Here is a 15187-nt window from a genome sequence, read left to right on the forward strand (position 1 = left end):
GCGACGGTGCGTCAGCACAAGGCCATCGTGGATGCCATCGCCGAGCGTGATCCTGATGCCGCCGAGGACGCGATCGTCAAGCACCTGACCTATCTGCGCAAGCACCTCGCCGCACACAACCAACGCTGACCTGCGGTAACCCCAGCCCGTCGTGCCTCGCGCGGCGGGCTTCGAGTGCTGCGCGGAGCCGGTCAGGGGTCGGTGTGTCTTTTAAATGTTGGACCTTGAACAAGTGGACCTTCTGTCCTACGGTTGCCCCCATCGCAAAGACGCGTCGTCCCGGGCGCATGGGCGACCTGACCAGGAGTGAGCACCATGGCTAATCAGCCCCCGGCCCCTCCGGCGTCGATCCGGAAGATCGCATTCGCGAGCTTCATCGGCACCGTGATCGAGTTCTTCGACTTCTTCATCTTCGGTACCGCGGCGGCCCTGATCTTCAACAAGATCTTCTTCCCGGCGCTCGACCCGCTCGCCGGCACGCTCGCCTCGTTCGCCACCTTCGGCGTCGCCTTTGCCGCCCGCCCGCTCGGCGGCGTGCTGTTCGGCCACTTCGGCGACCGGCTGGGGCGCAAGACGATGCTCGTGCTGAGCCTGGTGCTCATGGGCGTGGGAACCGCGATGGTCGGCCTGCTCCCGACGTATGCGCAGATCGGCATCTGGGCGCCGCTGCTGCTGGTGCTCTCCCGGCTGCTGCAGGGTGTGGCGATCGGCGGTGAGTGGAGCGGCGCCGTGCTGATGGCCGTCGAGCACGCCCCGCCCGGCAAGCGCGCGTTCTACGGCAGCTGGCCGCAGTGCGGCGTTCCCGCGGGTCTGGTCCTCGCCACGGCGGCGTTCTTCCTGGTGGAGCAGCTGCCGGAGGAAGCGATGATGACCTGGGGCTGGCGCATCCCGTTCCTCGCCAGCGTGGTGCTCGTGCTGCTCGGCCTCTACATCCGCATGAAGATCTCGGAGTCCCCGGCGTTCAAGTCCGTGCAGGACAAGGGGGAGCAGTCGAAGTTCCCCGCCATCGAGGTGCTGCGCACGTCGTGGAAGGCCGTGCTCATCGCGGTGTTCTCCATGGCGGCGGCCAACATCCCCTTCTACATGGCCACGGTCTTCGCGCTGAGCTACGGCTCGCAGCACGACGGCGTCACCAGGGACACGGTGCTGCTGGCGGTCTGCATCGCCTCGTTCGTCCAGATCTTCACGATCCCCGCCACGGCGATGCTCGCCGACCACTACGGGCGCAGGCCGGTGCTGCTGGCCGGGTGCGTGGTGACGGCGCTCATGGGCTTTCCGTTCTTCTGGTTGCTGGACACGGGAAGTACGCTCGGCATCGTGGCCGCGATGGTGATCGCGCTGCCGATCGCGCACTCGCTGACGTACTCCACGCTCGCGAGCTTCCTGCCCGAATTGTTCGAGACCCGCCTGCGCTACAGCGGATCCGCGATCGGCTACCAGGTCGGCGGCATGCTCATGAGCGGTCCGGTGCCCTTCATCTCCGCCGCGTTGTTCTCGTGGGCCGGCAGCCCGTGGCCGCTGTCGCTCTACATCGTCCTCGGCGGGGTGCTGACGTTCGTCGCGGTCTACGTCGCGAAGGAGTCCTACCGGGACGACATCGACGACGCCAGCCGCGAGCCGGGCGCGTCCGAGCGGGAGTCCGCTTCCGCCTGAGCACCTTGACGCGAAGACTAATGTCCAACAATATGAGGACGTGGTAATGAACGACCAGGATGAGCAGGCGCCCGCCGGTGGGCCGCTCGCGGGACTGAAGGTCATCGACATGACGACCTCCTACGCAGGCCCGACGGCGTCGATGTACCTCGCCGACCTGGGCGCGGACGTGATCAAGGTCGAGCGGCCGGGCGCCGGTGACGACGCCCGGTCGTGGGGTCCGCCGTTCGTGCAGGACGCCTCCGCGTGGTTCGCCTCGGCGAACCGCAACAAGCGCTCGGTCGTGATCAACCTGCGGGACCCGAAGGGGCTCGAGACGCTGCGCAGACTCATCGGCTCGGCGGACGTGTTCATGGAGAACCTCAACCCCGGCAAGCTCGAGTCGCTCGGCATCGACCACCGCACGGTGCGGGCCGAGTTCCCGAGGCTCATCTACTGCGCGATGTCGGGCTTCGGCCTCGACGGGCCCGACCACGCGCTGCCCGGCTACGACCTCGCCGCGCAGGCCCGCTCGGGGATCATGTCCGTGACGGGCGCGAGGGGCGGCTCGCCGCAGCGCGTGTCGTCGGCGCTGTCCGACGTGGTCACGGGCATGTGCGCGGCGCTCGCGGTGAGCGCCGCCGTGGTGCGGCAGCGCGAGCACGGCGAGGGCGAGCTCATCGACGTGTCGCTGCTGGACTCCGATCTGGCCGTGATGGCGCCGCGCATCGCCTCGTACCTGGCAGGCGAGCGCGAGCCCGCACCCAGCGGCGGCACCGACTCGGTGCTCGCCGTGTACCAGTCGTTTCCCACCGCCGACCGGGATCTCGCGATCGCGATCGGCAACGACCCGATGTGGCGGCGGTTCTGCGACGTCATCGGACTGCCGGAGCTCGGCGCCGATCCCGACCTCGCCGACAACGCGGGCCGGCGCGAGCACCGGGAACGGCTCGTTACCGCGGTCACCGCCACACTGACCGAGCGCCCGGCCGCCGAGTGGCAGAAGATCTTCGGTGAGGCCGGAATCCCCTGCTCGCTCGTCCAGCGACTGTCCGAAGTGGTCGCCGACCCGCAGGTGGTGGCCAGGGGAGCGCTGCTTCCCGTGCCGGGAACGGAGGGCGCGATGCACAGCGTGCACAGCCCGTTCCGCTTCGCGTCCATGCCGGAGCCACGCAACGTGCGCTTTCCCGCACTGGGCGCGCACACGAGGGAGGTGCTGGGCGAGTGCGGACTCACCGGCACCGACATCGACGAGTTGCTGGCCGGTGGGGCCGTGCAAGATGGGACCGAGGTGAGTGTCGGTGAGTGACGACTTCGTGGTCGTGGAGCGCGACGGCGCGGTGGCGACCGTGCGTATCGACCGCCCCGCCGTGCACAACGCGCTCAACGCGCGGCTGGTGCGGCGGCTGGGCGCCGAGATCGGTGCGCTCGCCGCCGACGGCACCAGGGCGATCGTGCTGACGGGCACGGGGGAGAAGGCGTTCAGCGCGGGCGCCGACCTCGACGAGCTCGCCACGCTCGACGCCGAGACGGCACACACCGTGATGCGCGCCGGACAGGCCGTGTTCCGCGAGATCGAACGGAGCCCCGTCCCGGTCATCGCCGCGGTCAACGGACTCGCGCTCGGCGGCGGGTTCGAGCTGGTGCTCGCCTGCTCGTTCGCCGTGGTCTCGCACAAGGCCTCGCTCGGACTGCCCGAGGCGGGACTGGGGCTGATCCCCGGCTACGGCGGCACACAGCGGCTCGCCCGCGTCGCCGGTCCCGCGGTGGCCAGGCACGTGATGCTCACGGGCAGCCGGATCGACGCCGAACGCGCCTACCAGCTCGGCCTCGCCGTGCTGCCGCCCACCGAGCCGGCTGAGCTGCTGCCCACCGCGCTGGAGCTGGCCGGGACCATCGCGACCAAGGGCCCGCGGGCCTGCCGCGCGATCCTCGACGTCGTCGACCGCGGCCTGGACGTGCCGCTCGACGCGGGCCTGGCGCTGGAGACCGGGCTCGCCGCGCTCGCCATCGGCGGCGGCGAGTCGAGCGAGGGCGTCGCAGCGTTCAAGGACAAACGCGCACCGAGGTTCGGGGAGCGGGCATGAACACCGCACCACTCGACATCGACTCCGACCCGTTGGCCTACCTCGCCCACCACGAGAGCCTCGACGAGTCCGCCGCCGACGCGCTGCTCGACGAGCGCGAATTGCGCGTGCGGGCGCAGGTCCGTGACGTCGTGGCCCACGAGGTCGCGCCGCGAGCGGCCACAGTGGACCGGACGCACGAGTTCGTGCACGAGAGCTACCAGGCGCTCGCCTCGGCCGGGCTCGCCGGGCTCGTCTTTCCCGAGCGGCTCGGCGGCACCGGGGACACCAACGTCGCCTACGCAGCGGCGATGGAGGAGATCACCGCGGGCTGCGCGGCGACGAGCCTCGTCTACATGACCCAGATGCACGCCGCCTACCCGATCCTGATCGCCGGGTCGGAGGAGCTGGCCCAGCACTACATCCCCGGCCTGCTCGACGGGAGCTCCTACGGCGCGCTCGGCATCACCGAGCCGGGCGCCGGCAGTGACGTGGCCGGGCTGAGCTCGGTCGCCGCACCCGCCGATGACGGCTATGCGCTGCGCGGCTCGAAGACGTTCATCACCACGGGCGATCGCGCCGACGTCATCATCTGCTTCGCCAGCGTCGACCGGTCGCTGGGCCGCAAGGGCATCACGGCGTTCGTGCTCAACGGCGCCTGGGACGGTCTGGAGCGGGGCAGGCCGTTCGACAAGCTCGGCATGCATGGCTCCAGCACGGCGGAGCTGTTCTTCGACGGCGTGCGCATCCCTGCCGGCCACCGGCTCGGCGACGAGGGCGGCGGCTGGCAGGTCGTGATGAACTCCGTCATCAAGTCCCGCATCAGCGCGGCGGCCCAGGGCATCGGCCTGGCGCGCGCGGCGTACGGGCGCGCGCTGCGGGCGCTGACTCGCGTCCACGGCCCCACACTGCCCGCCGAGGCGGCGTTCGCGCTGGCCACACTGCGCGGCCGGATCCTGCAGGGCAGGCTGCTGCTGTTCGGTGTCGCCCGCGAGGTCGACCGCTCCAGCGCACCCGACGCCGGTCAGATCGGCATCATGAAGCAGACCTGCACCGACCTCGGCTTCGACGCCGCGCTCGAGGCGATGCGCATCCTCGGTCCGTACGGCGACCTCGCCGACCTCGGGGTCGAGCGCTGCCTGCGCGACGCGAAGGTCACCCAGATCTACGACGGCACCAACGAGGTGCAGCGGTTGCTGATCGCGCGCGACACCGCACGGAAGGTAGGAGAGCAGCAATGACCTCGTTGCAGGGCACAGTCGCCATCGTCACCGGAGCGGGCAGAGGGCTCGGCAGGGCGATGGCCGAGGCGCTGGCCGAGGCCGGCGCGAAGGTGGCCGTCGCGGCCCGCACGGCGGAGCAGCTGGACGAGTTCGTCGCCGAGCAACAGCGGGCGGGACGCGAGGCGCTGGCGTGCCCCACCGACATCACCGACCCCGAGGCCGTGGAGCGCATGGTCGCGGCGACCGTGGAGCGCTTCGGCCGCGTCGACATCCTGGTGAACAACTCGGGCATCGTCGCCACCACGGCGCTGCTCGACCAGGAGCCGGACGAGTGGGACCGCGTGATCGCCACCAACCTGCGCGGCGTGTATCTCGCGACGCGCGCGGTGGGCAGGCACCTGGTGGCCCAGAAGTCCGGCAAGGTCGTCAACATCGCGTCCAACTTCGCGCTGCAGGGCGTGTCCCACCACGCGGCCTACTCGGCGTCCAAGGCCGGGGTGATCGCCTTCACCAGGTCGATGGCGATCGAATGGGCCCGCCACGGTGTGCAGGTCAACGCCATCGCGCCCGGCTACTTCGCCACCGACCTCAACTCAGGGCTGCGCGCCGACGGCGACGCGACCGACAAGGTGCTGCGCGCGATCCCCGCGCGGCGCATGGGAGAACCCGCCGAGATCAAGCCCTGGCTGCTGTTGCTCGCGGGCCCGGAGTCCGACTTCATGACCGGCGAGCACATCGTGCTCGACGGCGGCCAGACCGTCCGATAAGGACACCGCGGAGACTGCGGACACCGCGGACAGAGAACGGAGACAACGACGTGACTTCGCACGACCGCACCGTCGCGGTGCTCGGCGCCGGGACCATGGGATCCGGCATCGCCACCGTGGCCGTCAGGGCCGGTTACCGGACCCTCATCCACGACCTCGACGACGAGCGCGTCGCTCGCGGCGTGCAGACCGTGCGCGGCTTCCTCGCCAAGAGCGCCAAGCTCGGCAAGCTCACCGAGGACGAGGCGGCCGCCGCCTCGGCGCGCATCGAGGGCACCACCGCGCTGACCGATCTCGCGGGCGCGGGCGTGGTGATCGAGGCGATCTTCGAGAACCTGGACGCCAAGCGGGAGCTCTTCCGTGAGCTCGACGGGATCGTCGGCAAGGACACCCTCTTCCACACCAACACCTCCACGCTGTCGGTCACCGGCATCGCGGCGGGCTCGTCGCTGCCCGAGCGGGTCGTGGGCACCCACTACTGCAACCCCGCGCCGCTGATGAAGCTCGTCGAGGTGGCCGGCGGCAGGCACACCGCGAGCTGGGCCCACCGGGCGACGCTCGAGTTCCTCGCCTCGGTCGGCAAGACCACGGTGGTCACCAAGGACCGGCCCGGCTTCATCGTCAACCGCTTCCTCATCCCGTGGGAGAACAGCTGCATCCAGGCGCTGGAGAACGGGCTGGGCACCAAGGAGTCGATCGACGCCGCCGTCACCGGCGCACTCGGCCACCCCATGGGCCCGTTCAAGCTCCTCGACGTGGTCGGCATGGACATCCACCAGCAGGTGGCCACACGGCTCTACGAGCAGCTGCGCGACCCGAAGTTCTTCCCGCCGCCGATGGTCGACCGCATGGTCTCGGCGGGCGATCTCGGCCGCAAGACCGGGCGCGGCTTCTACACCTACGACGACAACCGCCTGTTCGGTTCCTAAGGAGTGCTCATGTCCGACATCCACAACGTCGCGGTACTGGGCTTCGGCACGATGGGCGCCGGGATCGTGCAGGTCGTGGCCGCCTCCGGCCGCCCGGTCACCGTGCTGGATACCGACCAGGACCGCGCCGACGCCGGCCTGGCCCGGCTGCGTGCGTTCCTCGACGGCGGCGTGCGGCGCGGCAAGCTCACCGAGGCCGGCCGCGACGAGCTGCTCGACCGCGTCCGCCCGGTCACCGACCTCGCCGCGCTCGCGAGCTGTGACCTGGTGATCGAGGCCGTCACCGAACGCGCCGACGTCAAGCGGGACCTGCTCGCCAGGGTCGCCGCCGTCGTCGCCGGCGACGCGCTGATCGTCACCAACACCTCCGCACTGTCGGTGACCGACCTCGCGGGCTCGGTGCCGAACCCCGGCCGCGTCGCCGGGCTGCACTTCTTCAATCCCGCGCCGCTGATGAAGGTGGTCGAGGTCGTCCGCGCGCTGCAGAGCGAGCCGGGCGTGGCGGAGCGGCTCAGCGCGTTCGTCGAGGACCTCGGCAAGGACCCCGTGGTGGTCAAGGACCGCCCCGGTTTCCTCGTCAACCACCTGCTCCTGCCGTATCTCAACGACGTGATCGCCGAGTACGACGCGGAGCTGGCCAGCGCCGAGGACATCGACACGGCGATGCGGCTCGGCCTCGGCTACAAGCTCGGCCCGCTGGAGCTGCTCGACCTGATCGGGCTCGACGTCCACGAGCACGCCACGCGCAGCGCCTACGACGCGACGCTCGACCCGCGCTTCGCGCCGCCGCCGCTGCTGCGGCAGATGGTGGCCGCGGGCTACCACGGCGACAAGAACGGCCAGGGATTCCGCACAGAGAAGGGGAACGCTCAGTGACGAGCTACACCGACATCACCGTCGAGCGTGACGGCCCGGTGGCCACGATCGCGATCAACCGGCCGGAGGCCGGCAACAAGTTCCGCCACGAGACGTGCCTGGAGCTCTCCGACGCGCTGCAGCGGTTCCGGCTCGACCCGGCGCTGCGGGCCGCCGTGCTCACCGGCACCGGCGACAAGTTCTTCTGCATCGGCGGCGAGCACGACGAGACCACCTCGCTCGACCAGTCGCAGGTCCTGCCGATCATCGACGTGTACCAGGCGATCGACACCATCCCGAAGCCCATCGTGGCCGCGGTGAACGGGTTCGCCGTCGGCGGCGGCAACGTGCTGCACACGGTCTGCGACCTCACGATCGCCGCCGAGAACGCCGTCTTCCGGCAGGTCGGCCCGATGGTCGGCAGCTTCGACGCCGGTTACGGCAGCTGGTACCTCGAGGACACGATCGGCCGCAAGCGCGCCAAGGAGATGTGGTATCTCAACCGCAAGTACTCCGCCACGGAGGCGCTCGGCATGGGACTGGTCAACGAGGTCGTGCCCGCCGAGGAGCTGCGGACGCGCGCCGCTGAGGTCGCGCGCACCCTGACCACCCGCAGCCCGCTGGCGCTCGGCGGGCTCAAGGCCGCGTTCTCCGGCAAGCACAACGGGGTCTCCGGCCAGGCCAGGATGGCGCATGACCAGTTGCTCAGCGTCTACCTCACCACGCAGGAGGCGCACGAGGTGAGCGCGTCGTTCGGTGAGCGTCGCGAGCCCGATCCCGACAGGTTCTGGAAGTGAGCCGCAACGCGCCCGACTTCGCCGGGGAGCAGGCCGACCTGGTGGCCATGCTCGACGGCGTGCTGTCCGATGTGGACTCCGCGCGCGACGACGAGCGGCCCGCCGAGGTGGCGGCGCTGCGTTCCCAGCTCGCCGGGCTGGGAGTGTGGACGCTCGGCGTCGCCGAGCGGCTCGGCGGCGGGGGAGCGGACGTGGCGCTCGCGGCCACGGTGTTCGCCCGGCTCGGCCGCGCGCACGCCGCGCTCGGCTGGGCGGCCGTGCAGGCCCACGCCGCGGCGGAGCTGCTGGGCGAGCATCCGGAGGTGCGCGAGCGCGTGCACGCCGGGGACGTCGCCGTGGCGGTGACCGAGAACGGGCGCGTCGACGCCGCGGGTGAGACGCCGCACGTCATCGTGCTCTCCGACGACGGTGCCGTGCTGTACTCGCCCGAGTCACTGAGCTACCGGCCGCTGCGCCGCACCGGGCTCGACGGCGCGCTGACCAGGTTCGCCGAACCGGCGGGCGAGGGCGTGGCACTGAGCGGGGACGTTGCCGCGGCCAGGGTGCGATTGCGGCTCGGCGCCGCGGCCGTGGCCGCCGGGATCGCCGACGCCGCGGCCGAGGCGGCACTGGACTACAGCGCCGGGCGCACGCAGTTCGGCGGAGCGCTCACCGCGTTGCCCACGGTCAGGGAGTCGCTGTTCGCCTCGGCGAGCACGGCCGCCGGACTGCTGCGCCAGCTCCAGCAGGACGCCCCCGCCACGCCGTGGCAGGCCGCCGCCGTGCTCGACACGGCCTGCGAGTCGGCGATCGACGCCGCCGCGCGGGCGCTGCAGTCCCACGGTGGCTACGGCTACCTCACCGAGTACCCGGTCGAGCGCCTGCTGCGCGACGCGGTGTCGCTGCGCGCGGCGTGCGACGTCGCCGCCGCGCGCCGCTCGGGCGCACTCGACCTCGCGAGTTCCGCGAAAGGATCAGCATGAGTTCCTCCCTCGCCGAGCTGCTCGGCCACCAGCACACCCCGCTCACCGACGCCGACGCCGACGCGTTTCGCGCGACGGGGATGTGGCAGAACCGCACCGTCCGCTCCGTGCTGTCCGAGGTCGCCGCCGAGCACCCCGACCGCACCGCGCTGGTCGGGTACCGCACGAACGGTCCCGTGGTGCGCCAGACCTACCGGGAGTTCGACGCGGCCGCCCACCACGCGGCGTCGGCGCTCGCGAGCCTCGGTGTCGGCAAGGGCGACGCGGTGGTGCTGATGCTGCCGAACTGGATCGAGTACGCCGCGCTGGTGTACGGCATCAACGAGCTCGGCGCGATCTACGCGGGTGTTCCCGTGGCCTACGGCGAGCGCCAGGCCGCGGCGATCCTGCGCCGGAGCAAGGCGAAGGTGCTGGTGATCCCGCGCTCGTGGCGCAGCACCGGCCACCTGGAGCTCTCGCGGACCCTGCGCGCGGAGCTGCCCGAGCTGGAGACCGTGGTCGTGCTCGACGACGACCCCGAGGGGCTGCGCGAGGGTGAGGTGCTGTGGTCGTCGCTGGCCGATGTGCCCGTGCGCGAGTTCCCGCGGCCGGATCCCGGTGAGCTCTGCTACCTGGGCTTCACGTCGGGTACGACGGGCGAGCCGAAGGGCGCGATGCACACGCACGACACGCTGCTCTACGGGGCGATGGCGATCGCCGAGCACCTGGGGCCGAAAGCCTACGGTGACCCGATGGTGCAGCTCGTCGCCTCGCCCGCCGGGCACCACACGGGCTTCATGTGGGGTGTGCTGTTCACCGTGCACCTCGCGGGCACCGGCGTGCACGTCGATCGCTGGGACCCGGTCTGGGGTGTCGACGTGATCCGCCAGGAGCGGATCACCGCGTTCTTCGGCGCACCGACGTTCCTGCAGGACATGATGCGCACGGACCTGGTCGACGATCCCGACTGTCCGCTGGAGTGCCTGGTGATCGCGGGCTCGTCGGTGCCGAGGACGCTGCCCGCCAGGGCGGGCACGGCGTTCGGCGCCTACATCGCCTCGGCATGGGGTCTCACCGAGTGCGGCATCATGAGCTCGGCCACGCCGAAGGAGTCCGACGACGTCCAGCTCACCGACGGCTCGATCTTCGCGGGCTCGGCGGTGCGGGTGGTGGACGCCGAGGGCAACGACGTCCCGGCCGGCGTCACGGGTGATCTGCTGATGAAGGGGCCGGGCGTGGTGCTCGGCTACTACGACCGTCCTGATGCGACGGACGAAGCGTTCCTGCCGGGGCTGTGGTTCAAGACCGGCGACACGGCGAGCGTCGACGAGCACGGCTGGCTGTCGTTGCGCGGGCGGAGCAAGGACATCATCATCCGCGGCGGTGAGAACATCCCGGTGACCGACGTGGAGACCGTGCTGTTCGACCACCCCGACGTGCTCAACGCGGCGGTGGTGGCCTACCCGGACGAGCGTCTCGGCGAGCGCGCGTGCGCCGTGCTGGCGCTGCGGCCCGGCGCGACGCTGAACCTGGAGTCGCTGTGCGAGTACCTGCTCGCCCAGGGCCTGTCGAAGCACTACCTGCCGGAACGGCTCGTGCTGCTCGACGAGCTGCCGGTGACCCAGAGCGGCAAGATCCAGAAGTTCAAGCTGCGCCAGCTGGTCGCGCGCTGAAAGGCAGGACATGACCTCCACCGTTGACCAGCGGCCGCTCGCGGGCGTGCGCGTACTCGACCTCTCGACGCTGCTGCCGGGGCCGCTCGGCACCCTGATGCTGGCCGAAGCCGGCGCCGACGTGATCAAGATCGAACGTCCCGGTGCGGGCGACGAGATGCGCTCGTACCAGCCGAGGCTGGGCGACACGAGCGCCAACTACGCCGTGCTCAACCGCGGCAAACGGGCCTACGCCGCGAACCTCAAGGACCCGGCCGACCGCGACCGCGTGCTGGCGCTGGCCGCCGAGGCCGACATCGTGATGGAGCAGTTCCGGCCGGGCGTGGCCGACCGGCTCGGGCTCGGCTACGAGCAGGTCCGCGCGGTGAACCCCGGTGTCGTGTACTGCTCGATCACCGGCTACGGCCAGCACGGGCCCCAGGCGGCGAAGGCGGGTCACGACCTGAACTACCTGGCGGAGACCGGGCTGCTCGGCGTGGTCACCGACCGCGAGGGCTCGCCGCAGCTGCCGGTGACGGTGCTCGCCGACATCGCGGGCGGCACCTACCCGGCGGTGGTCAACATCCTGCTCGCGCTGCGCCGGCGCGACATCACGGGCGAGGGCTGCCTGCTCGACGTCTCGATGGCGCACAACCTCCAGGTGCTCGCCTACGGCTACATCGCGGCCCACCAGGGCAGCGGCCGGTGGCCGAGGCCGAGCGCCGAGCAGCTCACCGGAGGCAGTCCGCGCTACCACATCTACTCCACATCGGACGGACGTCATGTCGCGGTGGCCGCGCTGGAGCAGAAGTTCTGGGAACGGCTCGCGCGGCTGATCGAACTGCCCGAGACCTACATCGCCGACGAGGGCAGGGAAGCCGACGTGATCGCGGCGGTCGCCGAGCGCATCGGCGCCCACTCCGCCGAGCACTGGAGCACCGTGCTCGACGGCGAGGACGTCTGCACCGTCGTGGTGGCGACGTTCGACGAGGCCGTCGAGGCCGGGCTGCTGGAGCCCGACCGGCCCGAGCGGATCACCGGGCCGGGCGTCGATGTCGGCACCCTGCGCAGTCCCGTCGACCCGGCGCTGCGCGGTGAGCCCGGCGGCGTCGCCTACCCCGGACTGGAGCCGCTGCCCGCCGACACCGGGCGTCTCTGGTCCACCCCGGCCTAGAAAGGAACCATTCGTGCGCGCAGTCCAGGTCCAGGAGTTCGGCCCGCCCAGCGGTCTCGTCGTCGCCGAGGTGCCCGACCCGGAGCCCGGTCCCGGCGAGGTCGTGATCGCGGTCGCGGCGGCCGGCGTCAACTTCCCCGACATCCTCGTGGTGGAGGGCACCTACCAGAACCTGCCGGAGCGGCCGTTCAGCCCGGGCAAAGAGGCGGCGGGCACCGTGCTCGCCGTCGGCGAGGGCGTCGAGCGGCTGGCCGTGGGGCAGCGGGTGCTCACCCTCGTCGAGCACGGCGCCTTCACCGAGCAGCTCCTCGTGCCTGAGGAACTGGTGGTGGCGCTGCCGGACGAGATCACGTTCGAACAGGCCGCCGCGTTCGGTCTGGTCTACAGCACCGCCTACTTCGGACTCGTGCGCAGGGCGCGGCTGAGCGAGGGGGAGTGGGTGCTCGTGACCGGCGCGGGCGGCGGTGTCGGCTCGGCGGGCGTGCAACTCGCGAAAGCGCTGGGCGCCACCGTGATCGCGCTCGCCCGCGACGAGGAACGCGCTCGGCTGGCGCGCGAGCAGGGCGCCGACGTGGCACTGACCTCCGACGCCTCGACACTGCGCGACGACCTGCTGCGCGTCACCGGCGGCCACGGCGTGGACGTGACGCTGGAGATGGTGGGCGGTGACGTGCTCACCCAGGTCGTGCGCGCCACGGCCTGGGAGGGCCGCGTGGTGATCGTCGGCTTCGCCTCCGGAGGGCAGAACCCGATCAAGCCCGGTCACCTGCTGGTCAAGAACATCTCCGTGGTCGGCCTGCAGAGCAGCGACTACCGCGACCGCACCCCGGAACTGATGCGCTCGACGATGGAGGAGATGCTCCAGCTCTTCGTCGAGGGCAGGATCACGATCCCGGTGGACAGCACGTTCCCGCTCGGCAAGACCGGCGACGCGCTGCAGGCCGTGAAGGACGGCGGCATCAAGGGCAAGGTCGTGATCGTGCCGGAGCGCGCATGAGCCTGACCTACGACGACCTGCGCGTCGGGCTTACGTTCGACAGCCCCTCGCGGACGATCACGGAGTCCGACGTGGTGTCGTTCGCGGGCCTGACCGGCGACTTCTTCCCGCTGCACACCAGCGAGGAGTACGCGAAGGGCACCGAGTACGGCACCCGTGTCGCCCACGGCCTGCTCGGGCTGAGCTACGCCCACGGCCTGATGTGGGCGCGCACGGGCGCCCTCGACGACTGCATCGTGGCGTTCCTCGGCATCGGCGACTGGCGGTTCACCGGCGCGATCCATCTCGGCGACACCATCCATGTGCGGTACTCGGTGGCGGAACTGCGGCCGAGCCGCTCGCGGCGGGACCGCGCGGTCGTGGTGTTCGCGGTGGAGGTGCTCAACCAGCGCGACGAGGTGGTGCAGCAGGGCACGAAGTCGCTGCTGCTGTCGCGCTGAGCGGTCCACTGCCCGGACGCCGGGCCTCGCGGCCAGGAGAGGCAGTGCGCGAGATCGAGTAAACTAAGTTTACTTTTCGATCTCCAGGAGGGCACTCCATGACCGACACCCCGAGGCCGCTCACCGCGGCGAGCACCGTCGGCGACTGGCTGGCGCGTCCCGAGGGCGCCGCCGCGTTGCGTGAGCTGCTCGCCGCCAGCGGGTTCGACGAGACCGTGCTCGCTCCCGTGAGCAACCTGCCCCTGCAACAGCTGGTGGACCTGAGCCAGGGCCGCCTGCCGCAGAGCGTCGTCGACGACCTCGTGGCCTCCGTCAACGGCGGGGTCGTCCCCGCCGACGACGCCGAACGGGCCGAGGGCTGGCGCGAGCGCGTGGTGGCGGGCCGGTTCGAGGGCAGGACGATCGTGGTGACCGGCGCCGCGTCCGGCATCGGCAGGGCCGTCGCCTCGCGAGTGGTGCGCGAGGGCGGCCGGGTGATCGCCGCCGACCTGGCCGAGGACCGGCTGACGGAGCTGGTCGCCGGGCTGGGCGAGGACTCCGTGGTGCCCATCGCCGCCGACATCGTGCGCGCCGAGGACGTCGAGCGCATCGTCGCGGCGGCGGGCCCGCGCATCGACGGACTGGCCAACGTCGCCGGGATCGTCGACGACTTCTCGCCGCTGCACGAGACCTCCGACGAGGTCTGGCGGCGCGTGTTCGCCGTCAACGTCGACGGGACGTTCCGGCTCACCCGCGCCGTGCTGCCCGTGATGCTCGCCGGTGGCGGCGGTTCGATCGTCAACGTCGCGTCGGAGGCCGCCCTGCGGGGCAACGCCGCGGGTGTGGCCTACACCGCCTCGAAGCACGCCGTCGTCGGCATCACGCGCAACACCGCGTTCATGTACGGCCCGCGGGGCATCCGTGTCAATGCCGTCGCTCCCGGCGGCGTGGCCACCGGACTGGGCGCCGACGCCAGGACCTCGGAGTTCGGCAGGGACCGCACCGGCGACTTCCTGCGCCTGATCCCGGCGATCGCCACCGCCGAGCAGATCGCCGCCTCGATCACGTTCCTGCTCAGCGACGACGGCGTGAACATCTCCGGCGCCGTGCTGCCCTCCGACGGCGGCTGGTCGGTGCAGTGAGCCCGGCTCAGCCGTGCGGGGTCAGGATCTCCTGCAACAGGGCGCCGTAGCGCACCACCAGTTCGCGGTGGTCGGCGGCCAGGTGCGTGTCGCCGACCACCCACAGCGCGTAGAGCAGCCCGCCGACCACCGCCGCCGCCAGTCGCGCTCGCAGATCGGCGTCGGGGCCGGACAGGCGGGCGCGCACCGGCGCGACGAACGCGGTGTGGTGCACCTCGTCCAGCCTGGCGGCGATGTTCGGTTCGTTGCTGCCGCGCACCAGTGCGAGGTAGACGCCCTTGATGTCGTCCTCCGTGGACAGCAGCACCTCGACGAACCGTTCGCCGAAGGACTCCAGCGGCACGTCCAGCAGTGGTTCGTCGTCGAGGCTCAGGTGCATCGTCTCGAGGAACAGCAGTTCCTTGGTGCCGAAGTGGCGGATGACCAGTGCCGGGTTGGTCTCGGCCAGCGCGGCGATGTCGCGCACCGAGGTCCGCGCGAACCCGCGCTCCCGGAACAGCTGCGAGGCGGCCCAGTGGATCTCGTCTCGCGTCGATCTCCCGGACGGCCTGACCATGCCGCCATCCTAGGCCGCCACCGCAGGTCGAGGCGCG

Annotated in this window: 16 protein-coding genes; 15 read left to right on the forward strand and 1 reads right to left on the reverse strand. The window is 71.3% G+C overall.

The genetic code is table 11. From position 1 onward, the window contains the following. The first annotated feature begins 6 nt into the window (after window positions 1-6). The 15 genes from JHE00_RS32240 (at window position 7) to JHE00_RS32310 (ending at window position 14594) form a co-directional block, all read left to right on the forward strand. Window positions 7-129, forward strand: coding sequence for an FCD domain-containing protein (locus JHE00_RS32240; protein ID WP_307831840.1), 123 nt, complete (start codon window positions 7-9; stop codon window positions 127-129). 186 nt (window positions 130-315) lie between these two features. Next, on the forward strand, window positions 316-1653 hold the full coding sequence (locus JHE00_RS32245) for an MFS transporter (RefSeq protein ID WP_200325554.1): 1338 nt from the start codon (window positions 316-318) through the stop codon (window positions 1651-1653). 46 nt (window positions 1654-1699) lie between these two features. After that, a complete protein-coding gene (locus tag JHE00_RS32250; RefSeq protein WP_200325556.1) occupies window positions 1700-2941 on the forward strand; it encodes a CaiB/BaiF CoA transferase family protein in 1242 nt (413 codons plus the stop codon). After that, window positions 2934-3719 carry an enoyl-CoA hydratase/isomerase family protein gene (locus tag JHE00_RS32255; protein WP_307832209.1) on the forward strand — a complete coding sequence of 262 codons (786 nt, stop codon included), beginning with the start codon at window positions 2934-2936 and terminating at the stop codon, window positions 3717-3719. The genes JHE00_RS32250 and JHE00_RS32255 overlap by 8 nt, the downstream gene beginning before the upstream one ends. Next, a complete protein-coding gene (locus JHE00_RS32260; RefSeq protein WP_200325558.1) occupies window positions 3716-4939 on the forward strand; it encodes an acyl-CoA dehydrogenase family protein in 1224 nt (407 codons plus the stop codon). Before JHE00_RS32255 ends, JHE00_RS32260 begins: the two co-directional genes overlap by 4 nt. Next, on the forward strand, window positions 4936-5688 hold the full coding sequence (locus JHE00_RS32265) for an SDR family NAD(P)-dependent oxidoreductase (RefSeq protein ID WP_200325560.1): 753 nt from the start codon (window positions 4936-4938) through the stop codon (window positions 5686-5688). The genes JHE00_RS32260 and JHE00_RS32265 overlap by 4 nt, the downstream gene beginning before the upstream one ends. 50 nt (window positions 5689-5738) lie before the next feature. Beyond that, window positions 5739-6617 (forward strand): 3-hydroxyacyl-CoA dehydrogenase family protein, encoded by an 879-nt coding sequence (locus tag JHE00_RS32270; RefSeq protein WP_200325562.1) that lies wholly within the window; start codon window positions 5739-5741, stop codon window positions 6615-6617. 9 nt (window positions 6618-6626) lie between these two features. Beyond that, window positions 6627-7493 (forward strand): 3-hydroxyacyl-CoA dehydrogenase family protein, encoded by an 867-nt coding sequence (locus JHE00_RS32275; RefSeq protein ID WP_200325564.1) that lies wholly within the window; start codon window positions 6627-6629, stop codon window positions 7491-7493. Then, window positions 7490-8269 carry an enoyl-CoA hydratase-related protein gene (locus JHE00_RS32280; RefSeq protein ID WP_200325566.1) on the forward strand — a complete coding sequence of 260 codons (780 nt, stop codon included), beginning with the start codon at window positions 7490-7492 and terminating at the stop codon, window positions 8267-8269. Before JHE00_RS32275 ends, JHE00_RS32280 begins: the two co-directional genes overlap by 4 nt. Next, entirely contained in the window at window positions 8266-9231 is a 966-nt protein-coding gene (locus JHE00_RS32285) for an acyl-CoA dehydrogenase family protein (RefSeq protein ID WP_200325568.1), read from the forward strand. Before JHE00_RS32280 ends, JHE00_RS32285 begins: the two co-directional genes overlap by 4 nt. Next, window positions 9228-10883, forward strand: a complete 1656-nt coding sequence (locus JHE00_RS32290; protein WP_200325570.1) for an AMP-binding protein — start codon at window positions 9228-9230, stop codon at window positions 10881-10883. The genes JHE00_RS32285 and JHE00_RS32290 overlap by 4 nt, the downstream gene beginning before the upstream one ends. 10 nt (window positions 10884-10893) lie before the next feature. Continuing rightward, entirely contained in the window at window positions 10894-12036 is a 1143-nt protein-coding gene (locus JHE00_RS32295; protein ID WP_200325572.1) for a CaiB/BaiF CoA transferase family protein, read from the forward strand. Between the two features lie 13 nt (window positions 12037-12049). Further along, a complete protein-coding gene (locus JHE00_RS35995; RefSeq protein ID WP_200325574.1) occupies window positions 12050-13033 on the forward strand; it encodes an NADPH:quinone oxidoreductase family protein in 984 nt (327 codons plus the stop codon). Then, window positions 13030-13473 (forward strand): MaoC/PaaZ C-terminal domain-containing protein, encoded by a 444-nt coding sequence (locus JHE00_RS32305; RefSeq protein ID WP_200325576.1) that lies wholly within the window; start codon window positions 13030-13032, stop codon window positions 13471-13473. Before JHE00_RS35995 ends, JHE00_RS32305 begins: the two co-directional genes overlap by 4 nt. Window positions 13474-13571: 98 nt before the next feature. Then, entirely contained in the window at window positions 13572-14594 is a 1023-nt protein-coding gene (locus JHE00_RS32310) for an SDR family NAD(P)-dependent oxidoreductase (RefSeq protein WP_200325578.1), read from the forward strand. 7 nt (window positions 14595-14601) lie between these two features. Here the strand turns inward: JHE00_RS32310 and JHE00_RS32315 are convergent, their stop codons facing one another. Beyond that, entirely contained in the window at window positions 14602-15150 is a 549-nt protein-coding gene (locus JHE00_RS32315; RefSeq protein ID WP_200325580.1) for a TetR/AcrR family transcriptional regulator, read from the reverse strand. Window positions 15151-15187 lie beyond the last annotated feature (37 nt).

This window comes from Prauserella cavernicola (genome assembly GCF_016595675.1).
GTDB classification, from domain to species: domain Bacteria; phylum Actinomycetota; class Actinomycetes; order Mycobacteriales; family Pseudonocardiaceae; genus Prauserella_A; species Prauserella_A cavernicola.